This window comes from Pseudoduganella lurida, assembly GCF_007830455.1.
Classification (GTDB): Bacteria; Pseudomonadota; Gammaproteobacteria; order Burkholderiales; family Burkholderiaceae_D; genus Rugamonas; species Rugamonas lurida.
Window position 1 is genome coordinate 315,380 of record NZ_VLLB01000006.1, and the last position, 23,054, is coordinate 338,433.

22 protein-coding genes are annotated in these 23,054 nt (G+C 66.6%); 7 read left to right on the forward strand and 15 right to left on the reverse strand.

The genetic code is table 11. The features are described from left to right. The first annotated feature begins 4 nt into the window (after window positions 1-4). Together IP91_RS18380 and IP91_RS18385 are read left to right on the forward strand one after the other, a co-directional pair. Window positions 5-778 (forward strand): type III pantothenate kinase, encoded by a 774-nt coding sequence (locus IP91_RS18380; RefSeq protein WP_145650587.1) that lies wholly within the window; start codon window positions 5-7, stop codon window positions 776-778. Beyond that, complete coding sequence (locus tag IP91_RS18385) at window positions 772-1,485, forward strand: SPOR domain-containing protein (protein WP_145650546.1); 714 nt, start codon at window positions 772-774, stop codon at window positions 1,483-1,485. Before IP91_RS18380 ends, IP91_RS18385 begins: the two co-directional genes overlap by 7 nt. A gap of 150 nt (window positions 1,486-1,635) precedes the next feature. On the opposite strand, the gene IP91_RS18390 is transcribed toward IP91_RS18385, so the two are convergent. From IP91_RS18390 to IP91_RS18415, 6 genes are all read right to left on the reverse strand, one after another. Continuing rightward, window positions 1,636-2,685: a septal ring lytic transglycosylase RlpA family protein gene (locus IP91_RS18390; RefSeq protein WP_145650547.1), complete on the reverse strand. Its 1,050-nt coding sequence runs from the start codon at window positions 2,683-2,685 to the stop codon at window positions 1,636-1,638. Continuing rightward, entirely contained in the window at window positions 2,682-3,797 is a 1,116-nt protein-coding gene (rodA, locus tag IP91_RS18395) for a rod shape-determining protein RodA (RefSeq protein WP_145650548.1), read from the reverse strand. Before rodA ends, IP91_RS18390 begins: the two co-directional genes overlap by 4 nt. 1 nt (window position 3,798) lies before the next feature. Further along, window positions 3,799-6,066 (reverse strand): penicillin-binding protein 2, encoded by a 2,268-nt coding sequence (gene mrdA, locus IP91_RS18400; protein ID WP_145650549.1) that lies wholly within the window; start codon window positions 6,064-6,066, stop codon window positions 3,799-3,801. A 13-nt stretch (window positions 6,067-6,079) separates the two neighbouring features. Next, entirely contained in the window at window positions 6,080-6,592 is a 513-nt protein-coding gene (gene mreD, locus IP91_RS18405) for a rod shape-determining protein MreD (protein WP_145650550.1), read from the reverse strand. After that, a complete protein-coding gene (mreC, locus tag IP91_RS18410) occupies window positions 6,589-7,662 on the reverse strand; it encodes a rod shape-determining protein MreC (RefSeq protein WP_145650551.1) in 1,074 nt (357 codons plus the stop codon). Before mreC ends, mreD begins: the two co-directional genes overlap by 4 nt. Window positions 7,663-7,778: 116 nt before the next feature. Next, a complete protein-coding gene (locus IP91_RS18415; protein ID WP_050409489.1) occupies window positions 7,779-8,822 on the reverse strand; it encodes a rod shape-determining protein in 1,044 nt (347 codons plus the stop codon). Between the two features lie 330 nt (window positions 8,823-9,152). Here IP91_RS18415 and gatC point away from each other — a divergent pair, with 330 nt between their 5' ends. From gatC to IP91_RS18435, 4 genes are all read left to right on the forward strand, one after another. Beyond that, on the forward strand, window positions 9,153-9,452 hold the full coding sequence (gatC, locus tag IP91_RS18420) for an Asp-tRNA(Asn)/Glu-tRNA(Gln) amidotransferase subunit GatC (protein ID WP_145650552.1): 300 nt from the start codon (window positions 9,153-9,155) through the stop codon (window positions 9,450-9,452). Window positions 9,453-9,492: 40 nt separating this feature from the next. Further along, window positions 9,493-10,977, forward strand: a complete 1,485-nt coding sequence (gene gatA / locus IP91_RS18425) for an Asp-tRNA(Asn)/Glu-tRNA(Gln) amidotransferase subunit GatA (protein WP_145650588.1) — start codon at window positions 9,493-9,495, stop codon at window positions 10,975-10,977. Between the two features lie 19 nt (window positions 10,978-10,996). Beyond that, window positions 10,997-12,457 (forward strand): Asp-tRNA(Asn)/Glu-tRNA(Gln) amidotransferase subunit GatB, encoded by a 1,461-nt coding sequence (gatB, locus tag IP91_RS18430; protein ID WP_145650553.1) that lies wholly within the window; start codon window positions 10,997-10,999, stop codon window positions 12,455-12,457. A 159-nt stretch (window positions 12,458-12,616) separates the two neighbouring features. Beyond that, the gene (locus IP91_RS18435; RefSeq protein WP_158643167.1) at window positions 12,617-13,657 is read left to right on the forward strand and encodes a DUF1176 domain-containing protein; all 1,041 of its coding nucleotides are present in this window, start codon (window positions 12,617-12,619) and stop codon (window positions 13,655-13,657) included. Between the two features lie 178 nt (window positions 13,658-13,835). Here IP91_RS18435 and IP91_RS18440 read toward each other — a convergent pair whose 3' ends face one another. The 4 genes from IP91_RS18440 to pyrE all read right to left on the reverse strand — a co-directional run bounded on the left by IP91_RS18440 (window position 13,836) and on the right by pyrE (window position 16,619). Continuing rightward, window positions 13,836-14,357, reverse strand: a complete 522-nt coding sequence (locus tag IP91_RS18440) for a pyridoxamine 5'-phosphate oxidase family protein (protein ID WP_145650555.1) — start codon at window positions 14,355-14,357, stop codon at window positions 13,836-13,838. A gap of 95 nt (window positions 14,358-14,452) precedes the next feature. Then, window positions 14,453-15,412 carry an SDR family oxidoreductase gene (locus IP91_RS18445; RefSeq protein ID WP_145650556.1) on the reverse strand — a complete coding sequence of 320 codons (960 nt, stop codon included), beginning with the start codon at window positions 15,410-15,412 and terminating at the stop codon, window positions 14,453-14,455. A gap of 112 nt (window positions 15,413-15,524) precedes the next feature. Next, window positions 15,525-15,890, reverse strand: coding sequence for a hypothetical protein (locus IP91_RS18450; RefSeq protein WP_145650557.1), 366 nt, complete (start codon window positions 15,888-15,890; stop codon window positions 15,525-15,527). A gap of 54 nt (window positions 15,891-15,944) precedes the next feature. Beyond that, on the reverse strand, window positions 15,945-16,619 hold the full coding sequence (pyrE, locus tag IP91_RS18455) for an orotate phosphoribosyltransferase (protein ID WP_145650558.1): 675 nt from the start codon (window positions 16,617-16,619) through the stop codon (window positions 15,945-15,947). A 40-nt stretch (window positions 16,620-16,659) separates the two neighbouring features. Here pyrE and IP91_RS18460 point away from each other — a divergent pair, with 40 nt between their 5' ends. Then, window positions 16,660-17,430 carry an exodeoxyribonuclease III gene (locus tag IP91_RS18460; RefSeq protein ID WP_145650559.1) on the forward strand — a complete coding sequence of 257 codons (771 nt, stop codon included), beginning with the start codon at window positions 16,660-16,662 and terminating at the stop codon, window positions 17,428-17,430. A gap of 85 nt (window positions 17,431-17,515) precedes the next feature. Here IP91_RS18460 and IP91_RS18465 read toward each other — a convergent pair whose 3' ends face one another. The 5 genes from IP91_RS18465 to ptsP all read right to left on the reverse strand — a co-directional run bounded on the left by IP91_RS18465 (window position 17,516) and on the right by ptsP (window position 23,044). Continuing rightward, a complete protein-coding gene (locus IP91_RS18465; protein ID WP_229474608.1) occupies window positions 17,516-18,424 on the reverse strand; it encodes a pseudouridine synthase in 909 nt (302 codons plus the stop codon). Beyond that, entirely contained in the window at window positions 18,424-19,317 is an 894-nt protein-coding gene (locus IP91_RS18470; protein ID WP_145650560.1) for a M48 family metallopeptidase, read from the reverse strand. The genes IP91_RS18465 and IP91_RS18470 overlap by 1 nt, the downstream gene beginning before the upstream one ends. A 122-nt stretch (window positions 19,318-19,439) precedes the next feature. Further along, complete coding sequence (gene metW / locus IP91_RS18475; RefSeq protein WP_145650561.1) at window positions 19,440-20,051, reverse strand: methionine biosynthesis protein MetW; 612 nt, start codon at window positions 20,049-20,051, stop codon at window positions 19,440-19,442. Then, complete coding sequence (gene metX / locus IP91_RS18480) at window positions 20,048-21,211, reverse strand: homoserine O-succinyltransferase MetX (protein WP_199754641.1); 1,164 nt, start codon at window positions 21,209-21,211, stop codon at window positions 20,048-20,050. Before metX ends, metW begins: the two co-directional genes overlap by 4 nt. 81 nt (window positions 21,212-21,292) lie before the next feature. After that, window positions 21,293-23,044: a phosphoenolpyruvate--protein phosphotransferase gene (ptsP, locus tag IP91_RS18485; protein ID WP_145650563.1), complete on the reverse strand. Its 1,752-nt coding sequence runs from the start codon at window positions 23,042-23,044 to the stop codon at window positions 21,293-21,295. Window positions 23,045-23,054: the final 10 nt, after the last annotated feature.

Below are 23,054 nucleotides of genomic sequence, written 5' to 3' on the forward strand. Positions count from 1 at the left end.
CGCAATGACATGGCTGCTGGTCGATGCCGGCAATACCCGCGTCAAGTGGGCGCTGGTGGATGCCGACGCACCACTCGGCCAGTGGCGCGCGCAGGGTGCGGTGACGCTGGACCGGATCGATGCGCTCCCGGCCCAATGGCCATTCGTCGCCGACCGGGTGCTCGTGTCGAACGTGGCCGGCGCCGCCGTGCGCGCCGCGCTGGAAGCGGCACTTGGGGCGCAGGCAAACGTCGAATGGTTTGCCTCGGTGCCGGCCCGCGCCGGCGTCGTCAACGGCTACCGCAATCCGCTGCAGCTGGGCTGCGACCGCTTCGCCGCCGCGATCGGCGCGCATGCGCTGGTGCCCGCGCAGGCCGCGGTGATCGCGAACTGCGGCACGGCCACGACGGTCGACATCGTCGGCGCGGACGGGCGCTTCGGCGGCGGCATGATCCTGCCGGGACTCGCGCTGATGCATGGCGCGCTGGCCCGCAACACGGCGCAGCTGCCGCAGATCGATGCCGGCGCGCCGCTGCCGCCCGTCTTTGCCGACAACACGCACGATGCGATCCTGTCCGGCTGCCTGGCCGCGCAGGCCGGCGCCATCGCGCGGGCGTGCGACAGCGCTATGGCCACGCACGGTACTGTCGCGTGTATCATTTCCGGCGGCGCAGCGCAGCTGGTGATGCCGGCGCTGGCCCTGCCCGGCGCCGTGGCGCCGCGGCGGGTGGACAATATCGTGATGGTGGGCCTGCATGCCGCGCTGCAGGCCGACGCACTGGACCAGGCCCCATGCTGAAACCCGTTTTCTTCCTGCTGCTGGCCGCCAACGCGGCGCTGTTTGCCGTCGGCCAGGGCTATGTCGGCCACCTTGCCGATGGCGAGCGCGAACCGGCGCGGCTGGACGGCCAGCTGAATGCAAAAGCGCTGAAGCTGATCCCGGCCGCGCAGGCCACTGCCGTGGCCGCCGAGGTGGCACCCGGGGCCGAGGTGGCAGCCCAGGTTGCGCCCCCGGTGCCGGCACCGAAGGCCGCGGCGGTCACGCTGGCCTGCCTGGAGGCGGGCGACTTCACGCTGGCGCAGGCGCGCCGCTTCGAGGCCGCGCTCGACCCCCTCGCATTGGGCGACCGCCAGTCGCGCCGCAACCTGCCGGGCCAGGACGTGTCGAGCTACATGGTGAACATTCCGCCGCAGGGCAGCAAGGAGGCGGCCGATAAGAAGGTCGCCGAACTGAAGGCGCGCGGCGTGACCAACTACTTCGTCATGAACGACAGCCAGCCGCTGCGCTGGGGCATCTCGCTGGGCGTCTTCAAGCAGGAAGCGGCGGCGCAGACGCAGCTGGCCGCGCTCGTCAAGCAGGGCGTGCACAGCGCCCGCATCACGCCGCGCTACTCCCCCTCGAAGCTGCTGGCCTTCCAGTTCCGCGACGTCGGCCCCGACACCCGTGGCCGCCTCGACAAACTCCTCGCAAACTTCGCCGACCAGTCGCTCCGCAAGTGCCCGTAACAGCCGAGCTCGTGTCCACTTTGGGGTCAACCCCGGAATCGGACACGAACTGAGCCATAACGTGCGTTCAATGAATGGATTACGGCTGGGGTCGTGTCCGAAAACGGGGTTGACCCCAAGGTGGACACGGACTGCGCAGTAACTGCGCAGTTACTGGGACGCAGAAGCGGTGCTGTAAGCCCCTTCGCGCTGGACGACCAGCGGTTTCAGGCGCAGGCCGGTGGGCAGGCGGGCGGCGGCGGCGGCGGCTTCCTGGCGTGTCGGGAACGGGCCGCCGTACAGGCGATACACGCTGCCGGCCTGCACCACCTGGTATTCGCTGCCGCGCGTCGCCTCGATGAGGCGCTCACGCATCGTGTTGGCGCCCTCTTCCTTCGAGAACGCTCCCAGCTGCAGGTAGTAGCCACCCGAGGTGGGCGCGGCCACGTCCGGTGCGGGCGGGCGCGTGAGGATGAAGCGTTCCAGCTCGTCCGGCCCGGCCAGCAGCGGCGCGCCGGGCTGCAGTGCGGCGACGGGCACGCCTTCGACGGCAGCAATGATGGTGCCGGCCTTGCGCGCGGCCACCATGCGCTCGATCTCGTCCGGCATGATGCGCGTGACTTCCAGCTGGCTGCTGCCGTTGGCCAGCAGGCCCAGTTTCAGCGCCGCCGTGTACGACACGTCGATCACGCGCGACGAGTGGAACGGCCCGCGGTCGTTCACGCGCACGACGACGCTCTTGCCGTTCGCCAGGTTCGTCACGCGCGCATACGAGGGGATCGGCAGCGTGGTGTGCGCCGCCGTCATCTTGTACATGTCGTAGATCTCGCCGGACGAGGTGCGCTGGCCATGGAATTTCTTGCCGTACCACGTGCCCATGCCCCGCTGCGTGAACGGCTGGCTGTTCGGGATCGGCTCGTAGGTCGACCCCAGCACCGTGTAGGGCCGGTTCGAGCGGGGCAGCAGCGGATCGTTGCGCACCTCCGCGTCCGGCACCTGCATCAGGTTCGGTGGCGGATCGTCGCCGGGACCATCGTCCTTGTAGTAGCCGCCGCGGCCGGAGTTCGCCGCCGGCATGTCCGGCATGCCCGGCTGCTGGTGCTTCGGCTTGACCTTCGGCGCACCCGGCAGGTGGCTGATCAGCTCCCGGCTGCCGCAGCCGGCCAGCGCCAGCAGGGCCGCCAGCAGCAGCGATGAAGTGAACCTGGTGCGCGCCATCATGTCTGCACCAGCTTGCGGTGGCGCTGCACGCTCATCAGGATGCCCGAGGCGAGGCCCAGGGTCAGCAGCGCGGTGCCGCCGTAGCTCATGAACGGCAGCGGCACGCCGACCACCGGCAGGATGCCGCTCACCATGCCCATGTTCACGAATGCGTACGTGAAGAAGATCATCGTCGTCGCGCCCGCCAGCAGGCGCGTGAACAGGTTCGGCGCGCCGGCCGTGATCATCAGCCCCCGGCCGATCAGCAGCAGGTACAGCAGCAGCAGGAACAGGTTGCCGGCCAGGCCGAACTCCTCGGAGTACACGGAGAAGATGAAGTCCGTCGTGCGTTCCGGGATGAATTCCAGGTGCGTTTGGGTGCCCTTCGTCCAGCCCTTGCCCGTGATGCCGCCGGAACCGATGGCGATGGTGGACTGGATGATGTGGAAGCCCTTGCCCAGCGGGTCGGCGGTGGGATCGAACAGCGTGCGCACGCGCTCGCGCTGGTAGTCGTGCATCATCGACCAGGCCACCGGCATGCTGCAGGCCGCCGCGATCACGAGCGCCAGCAGCGCCTTCCACGGCAGACCGGCCAGGTAGATGACGGCGAAACCGGCCGCCACCACCAGCAGCGACGTGCCGAGGTCGGGCTGGCGCATGATCAGGCCCACGGGGATCAGCAGCAGCAGCGCGCCCACCGCGTACGAGTGCCAGCGCAGGTGCCCCTGCTGGTGCTGGAAGAACCAGGCCAGCATCAGCGGGACGGCGATCTTGGCCAGTTCGGACGGCTGGATATCGATCACGCCGATGTGCAGCCAGCGCCGCGCGCCCAGCTTGATCGTGCCCACCAGCGCCACCGCCACCAGCAGCAGCACCGTGATGGCATACGCGGGCACGGCGATCCGCATCATGTTCTGCGGCGAGATGTTCGCCACCACCCACATCACGAAGAACGACATCAGGATGTTGCGCACCTGGTCCTCGATCTTGCCGGGGATGCCGATGCTGGCGGAGTACAGGGTGACGAGGCTGGTGGCGAGCAGCATGACCAGCACCAGCAGCAGCGCCGGGTCGAAGACCGCCACGTGCGGGCGCAGGCGCCGCCACAGCGAGCGTCGTTCGTTGATGCGCATATTATTCCTTACGCGGCGGCAGGGCCGCCTGCGGTTGTGCGGGCCGCGCCGGCGCAGGGGCCGGCGCCTTGGCCTGTGCCGGCGGCCGGCTCTGCGCCGTCGCGGCATTGGTGACGGCCGTGCGCGGTACCGGCTGCGCATTCGGCGCGGCCTGGCTGGCCGCCGTCTTCGGCGCCGCCGTGGAGGCGGGACGCTGCGGCATCAGCCCCGGCGCGGCCGGCGATGCGGCAACCGCCGCGGCAGGTTTCTTCACGCCAGCCGCCGCCTTGTCGGCCTCGAAGGCCCGTTCGTCGTTGTCCAGCGCGGCCTGCTCCAGCGCCTGCGCCGCTTCCTCCTCGGCAGCCGGTCCCTCGACGGGCTCCAGCAGCTCGGCATCTTCCTTCGGCACCTTGGTGGTGTCCTTCTCGGTCGGCCGCTTGCCGAGGATCCAGTAGTCGAGCACCTTGCGGGCGATCGGCGCCGCGACGGCGCCGCCGAAGCCGGCGTTCTCCACCACCATGGCCAGCGCGATGCGCGGCTGCTCGGCCGGCGCGAACGCCGTGAACAGCGCGTTGTCGCGCAGCCGCTCGGCCAGCGACTTGGCGTTGTATTTCGCATTCGCGCCGATGCCCACCACCTGCGCGGTCCCCGTCTTGCCGCCCACCGTGTAGCCGACATTGGTGAAGGCGCGGAACGCGGTGCCACCCTGTTCGCTGGTGACGCCCACCATGGCATTCTTGATGAAGTCGATGTTCTGCTGCTGCAGCGCGATGCGGTAGCTTTCCTTCGGCACCGTCAGCGTGCGGCCCTTGGTGGCGCCATCCTCCAGGATCTTCACCAGGTGCGGCTTCATCACCACGCCGTTGTTGGCCAGGTTGGCCACCGCGTGGGCGATCTGCAGCGGCGTGTACGAGTTGTAGCCGGAACCGTTCGACACGGAGATCGTGTCGCCGCCCACCCAGCGGCCGGCCGCCGGGTTCTTCTTGTAGCGGGAGCGCTTCCACTCCTGCGACGGCAGCACGCCGGTCTTCTCGTTTTCCAGGTCGATACCGGTCTTCTGGCCGAAGCCGAAGGGCTTCATGAAGTCATGGATCGAATCGATGCCCATGTCCCGGCCCAGCTGGTAGTAGTAGGTATTGCAGGAGACGACGATCGACTTGCGCATGTCCACCATGCCGTGGCCGCCCACCACGTCGTCGCGGAATTTGTGATTGCCCAGGTACATATAGCCCGGATCGGCAATCGCCTGGCCCGGCGTGCGCTTGCCCAGTTCCAGCGCGGCCAGCGCCATGAACGGCTTGAAGGTGGAGCCCGGCGCATAGGTGCCGGACAGCGGCCGGTTCACCATCGGCCGGTCCAGCGAAGTATTGAGTTCGTTCCAGCTCTGCGCATCGATGCCGTCGACGAACAGGTTCGGGTCGTAGCCGGGCCGCGACACATAGGCCAGCACGTCGCCGGTCGACGGTTCGATGGCCACCAGCGCGCCGCGCCACTCGCCGAACGCTTCCTCGGCCACCTTCTGCAGCTCGATGTCGATCGACAGGATCAGGTTGTTGCCGGAGGTGGGCGGGGTGCGCGACAGCGTGCGGATCGCGCGGCCGCCGGCGGAGACCTCCACCTCCTCGTAGCCCGTCACGCCGTGCAGCTGCTTCTCGTAGCTCTTCTCCAGGCCTTCCTTGCCGATGTAGTCGGTGCCGTTGTAGTTGGCGGCGTCGTCGCCCTCCTCGATCGCCTTCGCCTCGCGCTGGTTGATGCGGCCGATGAAGCCGATCACGTGCGAGGCCGTCTCGCCCAGCGGGTAGTTGCGGAACAGGCGCGCCTGTACCTCCACGCCCGGAAAGCGGAAGCGGTTCGCCGTGAAGCGCGCCACTTCCTCGTCCGACAGGCGGGTGCGCAGCGGCACGCTGGCGAAGTTCTTCGATTCGTCGAGCAGCTTGCGGAAGCGCCGGCGGTCCTTCGGCGTCACTTCCACGATGCCGGCCAGCTGGTCGATCGCCTCGTCGAGCGGCACGCGCAGTTTCGATGGCGTGATCTCCAGCGTGTAGGCCGAGTAGTTGCGCGCCAGGACCACGCCGTTGCGGTCCAGGATCAGGCCCCGGTTCGGCTGGATCGGCACGACGGCGATGCGGTTGTCCTCGGCCTGCGCGGCGTAGTCGCTGTGCTTGATCACCTGCAGCCAGACGAAGCGCGCCAGCAGCAGGCCGAAGCAGACGAACACGAGCGCGCCGAGCAAGGTCAGGCGCACCCGGAACAGGTACAGTTCGCGTTCGTTGTTTTTCAGCTCGGTCATGGAATGGCCACGCTCAGATCGGGCGCGTGTGGTCCTTGTCGACCGCGCGGCGCTGCGGCGCCAGCAGGATCACCGTGATCACGGGCCACAACAGCACCGAGACGACGCTTTCGACAAAGTACAGCCAGCCGGGGAACTTGCCGGAGACGACGAAGCGCACCAGCAGCTGCACGGCCTGCGCCAGCAGCAGCAGCGGCAGCACGTGCATGGCCTGCGTGCTGAGGCGGAACCACAGGATCCGGCGATGCATCATGATGGCGCCATACGACAGCAGCGTGTAGGCCAACGCGTTCTCGCCGAGCAGCGTGGCGTCATGCACGTCCATCAGCAGGCCCAGGCAGAAGGCGGTGCCGATGCCCACCTTGCGGGGCTGGTGCACGCCCCAGAACACCAGCACCAGCGCCACGAAGTCGGGCGCGGCAAAGAAGCGGCCCCACGGCATCAGGTTCAGCAGGAAAGCCACCAGCAGGCTGGCGATGATGAAGATCGGGCTGACGGGCAGCAGGATGTACTGGGGGCGGTTCATCGGGTTTCCTTCGGTGCCGCTGCAGCGGTGGCCGGTGCCGCCGCCGGCGCGGCCGGACGCAGGCCCGGTGCGGCGGCCGGGGCTGCCGGCGCCACGGTCGGGGTGACTGCCGCAGCCGGCGCAGCCGCAGTCGCAGGCGCTGTGCCGGCGCCGGCATCCTTGCCTGCATCCTTGGCCGGTTCCTTTTTCTTCCTGCCCGGCTTGACGATCTCTTCTTCCGGCGGCCGCGGCGGCATCTCGGGCAACGACATCAGGATCAGCAGCTGGGTATTGCGCTCGATGCCGGCCAGCGGCTGGCAGACGATGCGGCCGAACATGCCGTTGGCCGTGTTCTCCACCTGCGTGACGCGGGCCACGGCCAGGCCGGCCGGGTAGATGCCGTCGATGCCGGAGGTGATCAGGATATCGCCGACGACCACATCGGCGTTCGGCGCCATGAAGCGCAGGTCGAGATTGCCGGACTGGCCGCGGCCATAGGCCACGCTGCGCAGGCCGTTGCGCAGCACCTGCACGGGGATCGCCTGCTCCTTGTCGGTCAGCAGCGTGACTTCGGACGTAAAGGGGAACACGCGGGTCACCTGGCCGACCACGCCAGCGTTGTCGATCACGGGCAGCCCGGTGGTCACGCCCTGCTGCGTGCCGCGGTTCAGGATGACCTTGCGGGTGAACACATCGCGGGCGTTGTAGAGGATTTCGGCCAGCATCGTCTTGCCCGGCACTTTTTCACGCGCTTCGAGCAGCTTGCGCAGCTGCGCGTTCTCGGCCTGCGTGAGCTGGGCCTGCTGCAGCGTGTGCGCCAGCACGATCTGCTGGGTGCGCAGGTCGTGCACCTGTTTTTCCAGGGCGGACAGGGTGGAGAAGTAGCTGCCCATGCCCATCAGCGCGTCGCGCGGCAGCATGGCCACCACCTGCAGCGGATACAGCACGGTGCCCACTGCCTGGCGCACGAAGGACAGCGCGCCGACGCGCGAGTCGAAGACCAGCAGCGCGATCGACAGGCAGGCGCAGATCATCATCTTGGCGCGCGCGGACGCCCCTTGCTTGAAGAGTGGCGGCGGACTGTATTCCATAAATCCATCAAGGACGGGAACGGCCGTGGTTCAGCTTGTGGCTTCACCAGGTGCGATACGGCCGCTCCGGTAATGCGAACGCTTGTTGCAAAGCTGCCGGCAAAGCCAGCCGGACTTTACTCGTACGAGAAGATCGAACCCAGCTGGTCCATGCGTTCCAGCGCCATGCCGGAGCCGCGCACCACGCACGTCAGCGGGTCTTCGGCCACCAGCACCGGCAGGCCCGTCTCTTCCATCAGCAGGCGGTCCAGGTCGCGCAGCAGCGCGCCGCCACCCGTCAGCATCATGCCCTTCTCGGCGATGTCGGCGCCCAGTTCCGGCGGCGTCTGTTCCAGCGCGTTCTTCACGGCCGACACGATATTGTTCAGCGGGTCCGTCAGCGCTTCCAGGATCTCGTTCGACGAGATGGTGAACGAACGGGGAATGCCTTCGGACAGGTTGCGGCCCTTGACTTCCATTTCCTTCACTTCGGAGCCCGGGAACGCGGAGCCGATCGCCTTCTTGATCGCCTCGGCCGTCTGTTCGCCGATCAGCATGCCGTAGTTGCGGCGGATGTAGTTGACGATGGCTTCGTCGAACTTGTCGCCGCCCACGCGCACGGAACCTTTATAGACCATGCCGCCCAGCGAGATGATGCCCACTTCCGTGGTGCCGCCGCCGATGTCGACGACCATCGAGCCCGTGGCGTCCGAAACCGGCAGGCCGGCGCCGATCGCGGCGGCCATCGGTTCTTCGATCAGGTACACCTGGGAGGCGCCGGCGCCCAGCGCCGATTCGCGGATCGCGCGGCGTTCCACCTGGGTGGAACCGCAGGGCACGCAGATGATGATGCGCGGCGAGGGGCGGAAGAACTTCGAGTCGTGCACCATGCGGATGAACTGCTTGAGCATCTGTTCGGTGACGGTGAAGTCGGCGATCACGCCATCCTTCATCGGGCGGATCGCCTCGATATTGCCGGGCACCTTGCCCAGCATCTGCTTGGCTTCCTTGCCGACTGCCTGGATGGTTTTCTTGCCGTTCGGGCCACCTTCCTGACGGATCGCCACGACCGAGGGTTCGTCGAGCACGATGCCGGAACCGCGCACGTAAATGAGGGTATTTGCCGTGCCGAGGTCAATGGCCAGGTCCGACGAGATGTACCTGCGTAAAAAACCGAACATGAGTATCCTGTATCGCGAGCCGCACAAGGGCAGTTAAAAATGGATGCGAAAAATAAGGTAATGCCCGAGGCAAAACCTGAGGTAATGCACGAGTCGATGCGGCGGCTAGTCACTCTCTTCCTGGAGCCGGTCCATGCCCCCAGGGCGCCAGCAACGCATCAACCCGCCATTCTACCTTATAATTCTCCGGATATTTGCCCTATATCCACGCAAACGTGCAGCTCGACAACCATGTTTTTCGGCGGGTTTAATGGGTTTATAAGACCAAGATGGACGATGTTGCAAAAGTCTTGACGATTCAATAACCAAATACCGCGCGCTTCCCGAACCATGTCCCTGACACCTACCGACGTAAAACGCATTGCCAACCTGGCCCAACTGGAAATGGACGAAGCCGCGTCCGCCGCCATGCTGGACAAGCTGAACGGCATTTTCGCGCTGGCCGGCGAAATGGCGGCCGTCGATACCGAAAGTATCGCGCCACTGGCGCATCCACTGGCGGCCCATATGCAGGTGGCGCTGCGGTTGCGCGAAGACGCGCCCACGGAACCGGACCGCCGCGACGCCTACCAGCAGGTGGCGCCGAAGACCGAGGACGGCCTGTACCTCGTGCCGAAGGTAATCGACTAATTCAGCAGGCTGCGGCATTGCGCCGCGCCGAGACAATATGATCCATACCAAAACACTGAAAGAGCTGTCGACGCTGCTGCAGTCGAAACAGCTGTCCGCCACCGAGCTGGCCACGCACTACCTCGACCGCATCGAGGCAAGCGACCTGAATGCCTTCCTGCACGTCGACCGCGCCCTGACGCTGGCGCAGGCCGCCGATGCCGATGCGCGCCTCGCCGCCGGCCACGCGCACGCGCTGACGGGCGTGCCGGTCGCGCACAAGGACATTTTCGTGACGCGCGACTGGCGCTCCACGGCCGGCTCGAAGATGCTGGCGAACTACGTGAGCCCGTTCGATGCGACCGTCGTCGAGAAACTGCATGGCGTGGGCATGGTCCACCTGGGCAAGCTCAATTGCGACGAATTCGCCATGGGCTCAGGCAACGAGAACTCCGCGTTCGGCGCCGTGAAGAACCCGTGGGACAAGCGCGCCGTACCGGGCGGCTCGTCCGGCGGTTCCGCTGCCGCCGTGGCCGCGCGCCTGGCGCCGGCCGTGACGGGTACCGATACGGGCGGCTCGATCCGCCAGCCGGCCTCGTTCTGCGGCATCACCGGCATCAAGCCGACCTACGGCCGCGTATCGCGCTTCGGCATGATCGCGTTTGCCTCGTCGCTCGACCAGGGCGGCCCGATGGCGCAGACGGCGGAAGACTGCGCCCTGCTCCTCTCCGCGATGGCGGGCTACGACGAGCGCGACTCGACAAGCCTGACGCCGGAACAGGGTGGCGTGCATGAAGACTTCACGCGCAACCTGAACGAGCCATTGAAGGGCCTGCGCATCGGCGTGCCGAAGGAATACTTCGGCGAAGGGCTTGCCGCGGACGTGGAAGCGGCCGTGCGCGCGGCGCTGGACAAGTTCGTCGAGCTGGGCGCCACGCTGGTGGACATCTCGCTGCCGAACACCGCCCTGTCGATCCCGGCCTACTACATGATCGCGCCGGCCGAGGCCTCGTCGAACCTGTCGCGCTTCGACGGCGTGCGCTACGGCTTCCGCGCCGAGGGTTATAAAGACCTGCAGGACATGTACAAGAAGACGCGCGCCCAGGGCTTCGGCCCCGAGGTGCAGCGCCGCATCATGGTCGGCACCTACGTGCTGTGCCACGGCTACTACGACGCCTACTACGTGAAGGCGCAGAAGATCCGCCGCCTGATCGCCGACGATTTCGCCAGGGTCCTCTCCGGCGCCGATGCCGTCTGCGACGTGATCATGGGCCCGGTCGCGCCGACCGTGGCGTGGGACCTGGGCGCCCAGACGGACGACCCGGTGAAGAACTACCTGGCCGACATCTTCACGCTGTCCACCAGCCTGGCTGGCCTGCCCGGCATGTCGATCCCCTGCGGGTTCGGCACCGGTGACACGAATGCGAACCGCCCCGTGGGCCTGCAGCTGATCGGCAACTACTTCGCCGAGGCGAAGCTGCTGAACATCGCCCACCAGTACCAGCAGGCGACCGACTGGCACACGCGCGCACCGAGCGGCATCTAAGAAGACAAGGAATACAGCTATGGAATGGGAAGTCGTCATCGGTCTCGAGAACCACGTGCAGCTCACGACCGATTCGAAAATCTTCAGCGGTTCGCCAACCGCCTTCGGCGCCGCGCCGAACACGCAGGCGAGCCCGGTGGACCTGGCGCTGCCGGGCGTGCTGCCGGTCATGAACAAGCAGGCCGTGGACCGGGCGATCCGCTTCGGCCTGGCCGTGGGCGCGAAGATCGCGCCGCAGTCGATCTTCGCCCGCAAGAACTACTTCTATCCGGACCTGCCGAAGGGCTACCAGATCAGCCAGATGGACGACCCGGTCGTGCAGGGCGGCTCGCTGACGTTCGGCTACGAGAAGGACGGCAAGTTCGTCACGAAGACGGTGAACCTGACGCGCGCGCACCTGGAAGAAGACGCCGGCAAATCGCTGCACGAGGATTACCACGGCATGTCCGGCATCGACCTGAACCGTGCCGGCACGCCGCTGCTGGAGATCGTGTCGGAACCGGAGATCCGCTCGGCGCAGGAAGCCGTGGCGTATGCGAAGGCGCTGCATGGCCTGGTGATGTGGCTGGGCGTCTGCGACGGCAACATGCAGGAAGGCTCGTTCCGCTGCGACGTGAACGTTTCAGTGCGGCCGAAAGGTCAAACGGAGTTCGGCACGCGCTGCGAGATCAAGAACCTGAACTCGTTCCGCTTCATCGAGGAAGCCGTCAACGTGGAAGTGCGCCGCCAGATCGAACTGATCGAGGATGGCGGCAAGGTGCAGCAGGCCACGCGCCTGTACGATCCGGATAAGAAGGAAACGCGCTCGATGCGCAGCAAGGAAGACGCGCAGGACTACCGCTACTTCCCCGATCCGGACCTGCCGCCGCTGGCCATCTCCGAGGAATGGATCGCACAGGTGAAGGCATCCATGCCCGAGCTGCCGGCCGTGATGCGCGAGCGCTTCGTGAACGAGTACAAGCTGCCGGAATACGATTCGCTGGTGCTGACCTCGTCGAAGGCGATGGCGACATACTTCGAAGCGGTGGTCGCGAAAGCGGGCCAGGAGAACGCCAAGGCCGCGGCCAACTGGCTGATGGGCGACGTCTCGTCCACCCTGAACCGCAACGATGTCGACATCGCCGACGCGCCCGTGACACCGGCGCAGCTGGCCGGCATGTTGAAGCGCATCGCCGATGGCACGATCTCGAACAAGGCCGCCAAGGAAGTGTTCCAGGGCCTGTGGGAAGCCAATTCCGAGGACGAGGGCCTGGTCGACGCCATCATCAAGGACAAGGACCTGGGCCAGGTCTCCGATTCCGGCGCGCTGGCCGCGATCGTGGACGAAGTCCTCGCCAACAACGCCAAGTCGGTCGAGCAGTACCGCGCCGGCAAGGAAGCGGCGATCAATGCGCTGATCGGCCAGGCGATGAAGGCCTCGAAAGGCAAGGCCAATCCGGCCCAGCTTACCGAGCTGCTGAAGGCGAAGCTGGCGGGCTGATTTCCGGCGCCACATCGGGGACAGGCACCTATTCTGGAGCAACACGCGTGTTGCTCCAGAATAGGTGCCTGTCCCCTTTTTCATGCCTCCCTTGTCATGTCGGCGCCGTTTTTCGATGACAATGCTATCGTTGCGTTTGTCCCGACACTACGCAACCTCATGATCCGGTTATCGATCGCAGCGCTGCTCGGCGCCACGCTTCCCGCAATCCCGTTCCCCGCACTGGCGGGCGACACCTACGGCTTCCACTTCACCCACAAGGACTGGGAACTGGCCTGCGACAACACGCGCACCTGCCGCGCCGCCGGCTACCAGGAGGACGATGGGCGGTTGCCCGCCGTCTCCGTGCTGCTGGAACGCCAGGCCGGCGCCGGCCAACCCGTCATTGCGAAGGTGCGCATCGGTGACTACGCGGAGGATGCGCCGCGGCCGCAATCGTCCACGCTGGCGATGTCGATCGACCGCAAGCCGCAGGGCGATGTGCAGCTGGACCCGCAGACATCGACGGCACGACTGGGCACCGCGCAGATGGAAGCGCTGGTGCGCGCGCTGGCCAAGGACAGCGTGGTGCAGTGGACCGACGGCCACCAGGCCTGGACGGTGTCCGGCAAGGGCGCCGCGGCGGTGCTGCTGAAGATGGACGAATACCAGCGCCGCATCGGCACCCACACGGCATTGATCCGGCGCGGGAACCGGGGCGAAGAAAAAGTGGCGGCCGCCGTGCCGGTACCGGAGATCTCGCCGGCGTCCGCAGGGTCCACCGAAGTGGACCTGCCGCCGGCCGCACGCGCGGCGCTGCTGCGCGAAGTGCGCGGCACGATCGGCAAGGAGGATTGCAGCGGCTTCGCCGCGGACCGCCTGGCGGCGCTGCGGCTGACACCCGAAAAGCTGCTGGTGCAGGTGCCCTGCTGGACAGGTGCCTACAACGAAGGAACCGCCTTCTGGATCGCGAACAGGACGGCACCCTACTCGCCCGTGCTGGTGACGCTGGACGGCAGCGACTATGCGGCTGGCGTGGTGAGCGCAACGCAGAAAGGCCGCGGGCTGGGCGACTGCTGGCGTACGCAGGAATGGGTGTGGGATGGCCGCCGCTTCATGCTGGCGGAAGACGCCACCACCGGCATGTGCCGGATGGTGGCCGCAGGCGGCGCGTGGAAGCTGTACACCTACACGGCCAAAGTGACGCGCGGCTCTCGGTGAAGGAGCACGGCGATCGAGCGGGTGGTGCCTGACGCCATTCCGGTCCGCGGCTCGCGGCTGGTGCCTACACCATTCCCGACTGCGGCTCAGTTGGTGTCGGACACCGGTTGTGAGTGGCGGGACTGGTGTCGGACACCCGTCGTGCTGCGACACCCGCCGCGCCCGTCCGGCCCGCCACTTACGGCGTAACGCGCCCTTCGATCGAATCGTCCAGCGTCTTGCCGATCGCGGCACCCACCATGATCTTCAGGCCGGCCACCAGGTTGCCGTGCTTGTTGTCCCAGTAGTAGCCGTCCGTCGGCACCACGCGGATCACGGTGATGCGCGGGTCGTCCTCGCCTTCGGTGAACCAGGTCTTCAGGTCCGGCGTCCACAGTTCGTGGATGCGCGCCTTGTCGCGCGAGATGGTGGCGATGCCGTCCAGGTACAGGAAGCCGGAATGCTTCGAGCCCTGGAAGTACAGGCGCACTTTCGGATCGGCGGCGATCTCGACGTTCTTCAGGCTGTCCGAGGCGCTCATGAACCACAGGTTGCCGGCATCGTCCACGTCGAGCACGGACATCGGCCGGGCATCGGAGCCGCTGCTGACGAAGAAGCCGCTGTTGGCTTCGTCGACGAGTTCCTTGATGCGCTTGACGGCCTCGGGGCCGCTCACGTCCTTGTGATTCTGTTCGGGTTGGTTACGGTTGATGGAATCCATGGAAGTCTCCTATGCGAGCTGTGAATGGTAGTGGCGCAGCGGCGCACGGTCTGTGGGGTGCCTAACCGTTGCACCGGATCGCCGCCACGGGCAGTTCAGTTGCGCCCGCGCGCGAGCCCCACGCCGACCGCCGTGGCCAGCAGGGCCACGCCCAGCACCAGCGCCTTGCTGGCCGGCTGGCTGGACGGGCGTTCGCCACCGACGCCGCTTGCCTCCCTCGGCGGCGCATACAGCGTGCCTTCGGTGACGGGAGCGGGATCGGCCTTCCGCGTCCAGCGTTCCATGAAGCGGTCCATCAGCACGGCCGCGATCGGATTGGCAAACGAGGCGAGCTTGAGCAGCGGTGCCGGCATGCCGACCACCGTCGTGGCGCGCGGCTGCCTTGCCAGCTTGACGATGGCCCGCGCCACCTGGTCCGGCATCAGCGCGCCGGGCGGGAACGACAGCCGGGCGCCCGTGTAGTTGGCCGCGTGGTGCACGGCCGGCGTGTCGACGAAGGTGGGATAGACGTCGCAGATGTGGATGTCAGGCTGCCGGTGCAGCTCGCCCCGCAGTGCCGCGGAAAAGCCGCGCAGGCCGAACTTGCTGGCAGCATAGGCAGCCGCGTAGGGCGCCGTGACATAGCCGCCCACGGAGATCATGTTGACCCAGATGCCGTGGCCCTGCGCCTGGAAGATCGGCAGCACGGCATGGGCATCGTTCATGTGGCTGACCAGATTCGTTTCGATCACGCGCTGGTGATCGGCGATGGGCACGTCGGCGAACTTGCCGACCACGCCGATGCCCACGTCGCTGAACCACAGGTCGATGCCGCCGAGGGCAGCGCGCGCCTGCGCGGCGAAGTCCGCCACGGCATCGGCATCGGTCACGTCGACGAGGCCCACCTGCGCCGTGCCGCCTGCCTCGCGGCAGCGCCGGGCAATGTCATCCAGGCCCGCTTCGCCGCGCGCCCCCAGGACGAGGTGGCTGCCCTGGCGGGCAAAAGCGATCGCGGTGGCGGCACCGATCCCGCTCGATGCGCCGGTGATGACGACGCGGAGCTGCTTGTTCCTCATGCTGTACACCTTTCAACGGTGGCAGCCGGAAGGCTGCCTCGCCCCCATGGTGCCCCAGCGGCGCCGTTGTACGTCGCACGCCACCGCCACGCGCGCGGGGGCGCGGGCCGTATCAGCCGGTGATGCTGAGCGTGATGCCCATGTTGACCAGCAGGGTCAGGTCGGCGATGGAGAGGTCCAGCGCGATGCCGGGGCTGACGTCGCTGATCGCGATGCGCAGCTCGGCCGCCAGCGGCGGCACGTCGAACGTGATGCCGCGCGCCTCGCATTCGTGCAGCCAGGCACGCAGCTGGCGCAGCAGCGCGGCGGGATCTTCGTCCTCGCCCAGGCTCACGTAGAAGCCGGCATCGATGCGGGTGCGGCCATCCGGCCGCGGGTCGCCCTTGCGCCAGGTGGTTTCCGGTTCGCTGGGCAGGCCGTCGCGGGCGTCGGCAACGGCGGCCTCGTCGCCGTAGACTTTCAGGGATGCGGTATGCATGGCGGCTCCTCCGTAATAATTGTTGCCGCTATTAAAGCATGATTTTTATGCGGATTACTTTTGCGGCGATGGCCCGGCCACCCCGTAGCGGTCGCGGTACGCGGCCACCGCCTCGCGCGACTGCGCCAGCGCGGGGTCCGCGGCCAGGTAGCCCAGCAGGTCGTCCAGGTTGCCGATCGAGATGACGGGGATGCCGTAGTTCTGGCTCACTTCCTGCACCGCCGACAGGGCCGACAGCTGGCCGTCCTTGCCGCCCCGCTCCATGCGGTCGACCGCGATCAGCACGGCGCACGGTTCGGCGCCGGCACTGCGGATCATCTCGACGGACTCGCGCACCGAGGTGCCGGCCGAGATCACGTCGTCGATGATCACGACCCGGCCCTGCAGCTTCGCGCCGACCAGCGTGCCGCCTTCGCCGTGGTCCTTGGCTTCCTTGCGGTTGAAGGCGAACGACGTGTTGCGGCCCTTCCCGGCCAGCGCCATCGACGTGGCGGCGGCCAGCGTGATGCCCTTGTACGCGGGGCCGAACAGCATGTCGAACTGCACGCCGGAGTCGAGCAGCGTCTGCGCGTAGAAGTCCGCCAGCCTGGCCAGCGTGGCGCCGTCGTGGAACAGGCCCGCATTGAAGAAGTACGGCGACTGGCGCCCTGCCTTGGTCGTAAACTCGCCGAATTTCAGCACGCCCGCGGACACGGAAAACGCGATAAACTGCTGCCTCAAATTACTCATGTGCACTATCCTTCCATCAAAAGTGCCCGTATTTTAATCCATGACCAAGATCATCTCCGCCAACCTGAATGGCATCCGCTCCGCGTCGAAAAAGGGCTTCTTCACCTGGATGGGCGAGCAGTCCGCCGATTTCATCTGCGTGCAGGAGCTGAAGTGCCAGGCCAGCGATATGACGGAGGAGTTCCTCCGCCCGCACGGCTACCACGGCCACTTCCACTACGCCGAGAAGAAGGGCTATTCGGGCACGGGCGTGTACAGCCGCATCGAGCCCGACGCCGTGAAGATCGGCTTCGGCAGCCCCGAATTCGATGCCGAAGGCCGCTATGTGCGCTGCGATTTCGGCGACCTGACGATCATCTCCGTGTACTGTCCTTCCGGCTCGTCGTCGCCGGAGCGCCAGCTGGCCAAGTTCCGCTTCATGGAGCTGTTCCTGCCGCACCTGGTGGAGCTGTTCGCCGAGGGGCGCGAGGTGGTCATCTGCGGCGACTGGAACATCGCGCATAAGGAGATCGACCTGAAGAACTGGAAGGGCAACAAGAAGAACTCCGGCTTCCTGCCGGAAGAACGCGAATGGCTGACGCGCATCTTCGACGAATGCGGCTACGTGGACGTGCACCGCGGCCTCGACCCGCGCCCCGAGCAGTACACGTGGTGGAGCAACCGCGGCCAGGCCTATGCGAAGAACGTGGGCTGGCGCATCGACTACCACGTCGCCACGCCCGGCATCGCCAAGTGCGCGCAGACCGTCTCGGTCTACAAGGACGTGAAGTTCTCCGACCACGCGCCGCTGATCATCGACTACGTGCGCTGATTTTTACTGCTCGGTTCGTGTCCTGGTGCCTGGCACCGAGACATTGCCGAGCTTGTGTCCCGGTGCCTGGCACCAGGACACGCGATTACAGGCTGCGGCGGCTCTCGAACTGCCGCCACTCGCCGGTCAGCGGATCGGGAAAGCCCAGCGAGCGGGCCAGCAGTTTCAGCGGGGACGACACATCGTCCTGCTTGCAGGGCAGCGCGACAGGGTAAAACGCGTCGTTGACGATCGGGATGCCGAGCGCGGCCAGGTGCACGCGCAGCTGGTGCTGGCGGCCCGTGTGCGGCCACAGGCGGTACAGCACGTGTTCGCCACGTTGTTCGATCACGTCGAGCATCGTCTCCGAGTTCGGCTCGCCCTCCTCCTCCTTCATGGTGAAGAACTTGTCGCCCTGGACCATGCGGCTTTTGTAGCTGAAGGGGAAGGTGCGGCCCGGCAGCGGGCCGGCCAGCGCCTCGTATTCCTTCTGCACGAGACGCTTCTGGAACAGCGACTGGTACGCGCCGCGGCTGTCGAGATTCGACGAGAACACCACGATGCCGGCCGTCTCGCGGTCCAGCCGGTGGATCGGCACCAGGTCCTCGATGCCCAGCTTCGCGCGCAGGCGCACCAGCAGCGTCTCTTTTAAAAAACGCCCAGTCGGAATCGTCGGCAGGAAGTGCGGCTTGTCGGCCACGACGATGTGCTCGTCCTGGTACAGGATTTCCTCGGCAAACGGGATCGGCGCCTCGTAGTCCAGCTCGCGGTAGTAGAAGATGCGCAGCTGGCGCTTGTACGGCGAATCGGGCCGCAGCGGCGTGCCCTGCGCATCGACCACGTCGCCGCGCGCCATCCGCTCGCGCCACTGCGCCTCGGTAACGGCCGGGTAGTTCGCCACCATGAAGGCCAGCAGGTCGGGCCAGTCGCCTTCCGGCAGCCACAGGTAGCTGGGCGTGACGCCGTCGCGCATCGGCAGCGGCGCCTTGCCATGGACCTTGACCGTCGACGACATCAGGCCTTCGGCAGCGGCGTGGTACGGTACGGCGGCAGCTTCGCCACCGTGGTATTGCGGGTGCGCGCGTAGACCGGCAGCACCAGCGGCATGCTCTTGTTCATCTCGGCGATGCGCGTGTCGCCGCTCGGGTGGGTGGACAGGAATTCGATCGGCGCGCGCGCATTCACGGCGCCCATCTTCTGCCACAGCGCGATGCCTGCACGGGGATCGAAGCCCGCGCGGGCGGCCAGGTCCAGGCCCACCAGGTCGGCCTCGGTTTCTTCGCCGCGCGAGAATTTCAGCACGGCCGCCTGGGCCGCCATGCGGCCGCCGAAATCGGTCAGTTGCGGATCGATGCCGAAGATGGCCGATGCCGCCACGCCACCGAGCTTGCCGGCGATGGCCGCCAGCTGCGATTCGCCCTGCCGCTTGCGGGCATGTTCGCGCAGCGCGTGGGCGATCTCGTGGCCCATCACCATCGCCACTTCGTCGTCCGTCATGTTCAGCTTCTGCAGGATGCCGGCAAAGAAGGCGATGCGCCCGCCCGGCATGCAGAATGCGTTCACCTGGCCCGAATTGAGCAGGTTGACTTCCCAGTTCCAGCTGGCCGCTTCCGGATTCCAGCGGCCCACGTGCGGAATGATGCGCTTGGCGATGGCGCGCAGCCGCTGCACCTGCGGATGGTCGGCCGGGAACAGCGCGTTCTTCTGGTTGGCTTCCTGCAGCAGCTGGTTGTACTGCAGTTTCGATTGCTGGTTGACGGCGTCCTCGTCGGACAGCACGCGCAGCCGCGACAGGCGCGTGACGGGAATGCCGTCCGCCTGGGCATGCTGGGCCGGCTGCTGCGCCGGCACGGTGCCCATGCTGGCGGCGAGGACGAGGAAGGCGATGGAGTGTCGGAAGCGTTTCATGATGATGGCGTGCTCAGGATCGTATCGGTCGATACATATCATTCTGGCAAATTCGGGCGCCGGCCGCCACACGATAGCACGGCCGCGCCCCCCACCTGCCAGCGAGCGTTCTTCACCCGCGCTCAACGGCCATTCTTTTTCCGCAGCCTGAACACGGCCAGTTCGCCGCGCAGGTTGGGCAGGAAGCCGACGATGCGCCCTTCGGCCAGCGCCACGCATTCCAGCACGTCCAGGCCCACTTCCTCGGCCAGTTCGAGGAAATCCTCGATCGTGGCGCAGCGCACGTTCGGCGTGTCGTACCACTGGTAGGGCAGCGTCTTCGAGACGGGCATGCGGCCCTTCAGCAGCGCCACCCGGTGCGGCCAGTAGGCGAAGTTCGGGAACGACACGATGGCCTCCTTGCCGACGCGGACGATGTCGCGCAGCAGCGCCTCGACATGCTGCATCATCTGCAGCGACGACAGGCACAGCACCGTGTCGAACGAGTTGTCGCCGAAGATGCCCAGGCCGTTCTCGAAATCCTGCTGGATGACGCGCACGCCACGCTGGGTGCTGGCCAGCACGCGGCCGTCATCGAGTTCCAGGCCGTAGCCGCTGCAGCCCTTGTCGGACTGGAGGTAGTCCATCATCACGCCATCCCCGCAGCCCACGTCCAGCACGTGCGTGCCGGGCTGCACCCAGTGCGCGATGAAGGCCAGGTCGGGCCGCGCGGTCTTCAGGTCGTCGAAGGTCATGCCGCGCTCCTTGCCGTGGTCAGTTCGGTCTCCTGGCCGATCTGGTCGAAGTAGGCGCGCACCATGTTCATGTAGCGCGGATCTTCCAGCAGGAAGGCATCGTGGCCGTGCGGCGCATCGATCTCGGCATAGGTCACCTCGCGGCGGTTGGCCAGCAGCGCCTGCACGATCTCGCGCGAACGCTCCGGCGAGAAGCGCCAGTCGGTGGTGAACGAGGCGAGGAAGAACTTGGCCTTCGTGTGCGCCAGCGTGCGCGCCAGGTCGCCGTCGTACGCCCGCGCCGGATCGAAGTAATCGAGCGCCTTCGTGATCAGGAGATAGGTGTTCGCATCGAAGTACTCGGAGAACTTGTCGCCCTGGTAGCGCAGGTACGATTCGATCTCGAAGTCGATGCCGAAGCCGAACTTGTAGCTGCCGGTTTCGGTAATGTCCCTGAGCTTGCGGCCGAATTTTTCCGCCATGTCGTCGTCCGACAGGTAGGTGATGTGGCCCACCATGCGTGCCACCTTCAGGCCGTTCTTCGGCACCACGCCGTGCGCATAGAAGTCGCCGCCCCGATAGTCGGGGTCGGACAGGATCGCCTGGCGCGCCACGTCGTTGAAGGCGATGTTCTGCGCCGAGAGCTTCGGCGTCGAGGCGATGACCACGCAATGGCGCAGCCGGTCGGGGTACATGATGCTCCAGGCGAGCGCCTGCATGCCGCCCAGCGAGCCGCCCATCACGGCGGCGAACTGCGCGATGCCGAGACGGTCCGCCAGCAGCGCCTGCGCGGCCACCCAGTCTTCCACCGTCACCACCGGAAAGGCGGCGCCATATGGCTTGCCGGTGGCAGGATTGGCATGCATCGGGCCCGTGGAGCCGAAGCAGGAGCCCAGGTTGTTGATGCCGATGACGAAGAAGCGGTCCGTGTCGACCGGCTTGCCGGGACCGACCATATTGTCCCACCACCCCACGTTCTTCGGATCGTCGGCATACCAGCCGGCCACGTGGTGCGACGCGTTCAGCGCGTGGCAGATCAGCACCGCATTGGAGTGGTCGGCGTTGAGGGTGCCGTAGGTTTCATACATCAGCGTGTAGTCGCGCAGCGACGCGCCGCTTTGCAGCGGCAGGGGTTCCGCAAACGTCATGGTTTGCGGGGAGACGGTTCCTATCGAGGACATGTGTTCTGTTCTGCTGGCGGCCCCGCGGGCCGTGAGGTGGCGGCGCCCGAATGGGGGCGCCGCAATGTACATCGCCGTTGCCTACATCGTCTGCAGGGCGAGGACGGCATCCGCGATGCCGTCCGGGTCCATCGAACGAAGTATCTTGCGCGTGTGCGGCCCGATTACTGCCATGTCGCTGTTCAGGATTTCCTGTTTCACCGACAGCAGCTGGGCCGGATGCATCGAGAATTCGCGCAGGCCCATGCCGAGCAGCAGGCGGGTGAGCTTCACGTCGCCGGCCATCTCGCCGCACACGGCAACGTCGATACCGGCCTTGTGGCCGGCGGCTATGGTCATCGAAATCAGTTGCAGTACGGCGGGATGGAGGGGATTGTAAAGGTGTGCCACCTCATAATCAACCCGGTCGATGGCCAGCGTGTACTGGATCAGGTCATTCGTGCCGATCGAGAGGAAATGCATCTTCCGGACGAACATCGGCAGCGCCAGCGCGGCAGCCGGGATCTCGATCATCGCGCCCACTTCCACGTTAGGGTCGAACTTCAGGTTCGCCTCGCGCAGTTCGGACTTGGCCAGCTCGATCATCGCCAGCGACTGGTCGATCTCGTGGGCATGGGCCAGCATCGGGATCAGGATGCGCAGCTTGCCGAACGCGGAGGCACGCAGGATGGCGCGCAGCTGCGCCAGGAAGATCTGCGGCTCGGACAGGCAGTAGCGGATCGCGCGCAGGCCCAGCGCGGGATTGAGGGCCGTGTGCTCGGTGGGATCGAGCGGCTTGTCGGCGCCGATGTCCAGCGTGCGGATCGTGACCGGGCGGCCCTTCATCGCCACCACGGCGCGCCGGTACTGTTCGAACTGCTCGTCCTCGGACGGCATGTCGCCGGCCCGGCCCATGAACAGGAATTCGGAGCGGAACAGGCCCACGCCGTTGGCGCCCGCCTCCAGCGCGGGACCGCAATCGTCCGGCAGCTCGATATTGGCCAGCAGCGTGATGACGGTGCCGTCCTTCGTCACGGCCGGGGTTTTCTTCAGCTTGCCCAGCTTCTTGCGGGCGCGCTGCGCGGCGGCCTGGCGGTCGCGGTACTGCTGCAGCACCAGCGCGCTGGGGCTGACGATGACGACACCCGCTTCGCCGTCGATGATCACCCAGTCGTCCTGCTCGATCAGGTTCGAGGCCTGCGACACGCCCACTGTGGCCGGAATGTCCAGGCTGCGCGCGACGATGGCCGTGTGCGAGTTCTGGCCGCCCACGTCGGTGACGAAACCGATGAAGGAGCGGTCGCGGAACTTGAGCATGTCGGCCGGCGAGATGTCGTGCGCCACGACCACCATCTGCGCGGCGAATTCGTCGTCGTCCGGTTCCACGCGGTTCGGCAGGCCGAGCGACTCGGTCCCCAGCAGCACCTTCAGCACGCGTTCGGCCACCTGCTGGATATCGGCCTTGCGTTCGCGCAGATAGGCATCCTCGATCTCGTCGAACTGCGCCGACAGCTCCTCGATCTGCGTGACGAGGGCCCATTCGGCGTTGTAGTGGCGGCTGCGGATGATGTCCAGCGGCGCCTCGGAGATCATGGGGTCGGAGAGGATCAGTGCATGGACGTCGATGAACGCACCGAGCTCGGTGGGCGCATCCTTGGGCAGCTCGTTCCACAGCGTCTGCAGCTCGCGGTGCACGGTGGCCAGCGCCGACTGCAGGCGCACCACTTCGGCTTCCACGTGTTCTTCGGGGACCAGGTAATGCTTGACGTCCAGCGCGGCGGGCGCCAGCAGGTGGGCGCGGCCGATGGCGATGCCGCGCGAGACGGGAATGCCGTGGAGGGTGAACGATGACATCGGAGCTCCT

Bases quoted from the DNA above. Each gene is read 5' to 3' on its own strand.
- IP91_RS18380 (WP_145650587.1), top strand. From the start codon at position 5: ATGACATGGCTGCTGGTCGATGCCGGCAATACCCGCGTCAAGTGGGCG.
- IP91_RS18385 (WP_145650546.1), top strand. From the start codon at position 772: ATGCTGAAACCCGTTTTCTTCCTGCTGCTGGCCGCCAACGCGGCGCTG.
- IP91_RS18390 (WP_145650547.1), bottom strand. From the start codon at position 2,685: ATGATGGCGCGCACCAGGTTCACTTCATCGCTGCTGCTGGCGGCCCTG.
- rodA (WP_145650548.1), bottom strand. From the start codon at position 3,797: ATGCGCATCAACGAACGACGCTCGCTGTGGCGGCGCCTGCGCCCGCAC.
- mrdA (WP_145650549.1), bottom strand. From the start codon at position 6,066: ATGACCGAGCTGAAAAACAACGAACGCGAACTGTACCTGTTCCGGGTG.
- mreD (WP_145650550.1), bottom strand. From the start codon at position 6,592: ATGAACCGCCCCCAGTACATCCTGCTGCCCGTCAGCCCGATCTTCATC.
- mreC (WP_145650551.1), bottom strand. From the start codon at position 7,662: ATGGAATACAGTCCGCCGCCACTCTTCAAGCAAGGGGCGTCCGCGCGC.
- IP91_RS18415 (WP_050409489.1), bottom strand. From the start codon at position 8,822: ATGTTCGGTTTTTTACGCAGGTACATCTCGTCGGACCTGGCCATTGAC.
- gatC (WP_145650552.1), top strand. From the start codon at position 9,153: ATGTCCCTGACACCTACCGACGTAAAACGCATTGCCAACCTGGCCCAA.
- gatB (WP_145650553.1), top strand. From the start codon at position 10,997: ATGGAATGGGAAGTCGTCATCGGTCTCGAGAACCACGTGCAGCTCACG.
- IP91_RS18435 (WP_158643167.1), top strand. From the start codon at position 12,617: ATGATCCGGTTATCGATCGCAGCGCTGCTCGGCGCCACGCTTCCCGCA.
- IP91_RS18440 (WP_145650555.1), bottom strand. From the start codon at position 14,357: ATGGATTCCATCAACCGTAACCAACCCGAACAGAATCACAAGGACGTG.
- IP91_RS18445 (WP_145650556.1), bottom strand. From the start codon at position 15,412: ATGAGGAACAAGCAGCTCCGCGTCGTCATCACCGGCGCATCGAGCGGG.
- IP91_RS18450 (WP_145650557.1), bottom strand. From the start codon at position 15,890: ATGCATACCGCATCCCTGAAAGTCTACGGCGACGAGGCCGCCGTTGCC.
- pyrE (WP_145650558.1), bottom strand. From the start codon at position 16,619: ATGAGTAATTTGAGGCAGCAGTTTATCGCGTTTTCCGTGTCCGCGGGC.
- IP91_RS18460 (WP_145650559.1), top strand. From the start codon at position 16,660: ATGACCAAGATCATCTCCGCCAACCTGAATGGCATCCGCTCCGCGTCG.
- IP91_RS18465 (WP_229474608.1), bottom strand. From the start codon at position 18,424: ATGTCGTCGACGGTCAAGGTCCATGGCAAGGCGCCGCTGCCGATGCGC.
- IP91_RS18470 (WP_145650560.1), bottom strand. From the start codon at position 19,317: ATGAAACGCTTCCGACACTCCATCGCCTTCCTCGTCCTCGCCGCCAGC.
- metW (WP_145650561.1), bottom strand. From the start codon at position 20,051: ATGACCTTCGACGACCTGAAGACCGCGCGGCCCGACCTGGCCTTCATC.
- metX (WP_199754641.1), bottom strand. From the start codon at position 21,211: ATGTCCTCGATAGGAACCGTCTCCCCGCAAACCATGACGTTTGCGGAA.
- ptsP (WP_145650563.1), bottom strand. From the start codon at position 23,044: ATGTCATCGTTCACCCTCCACGGCATTCCCGTCTCGCGCGGCATCGCC.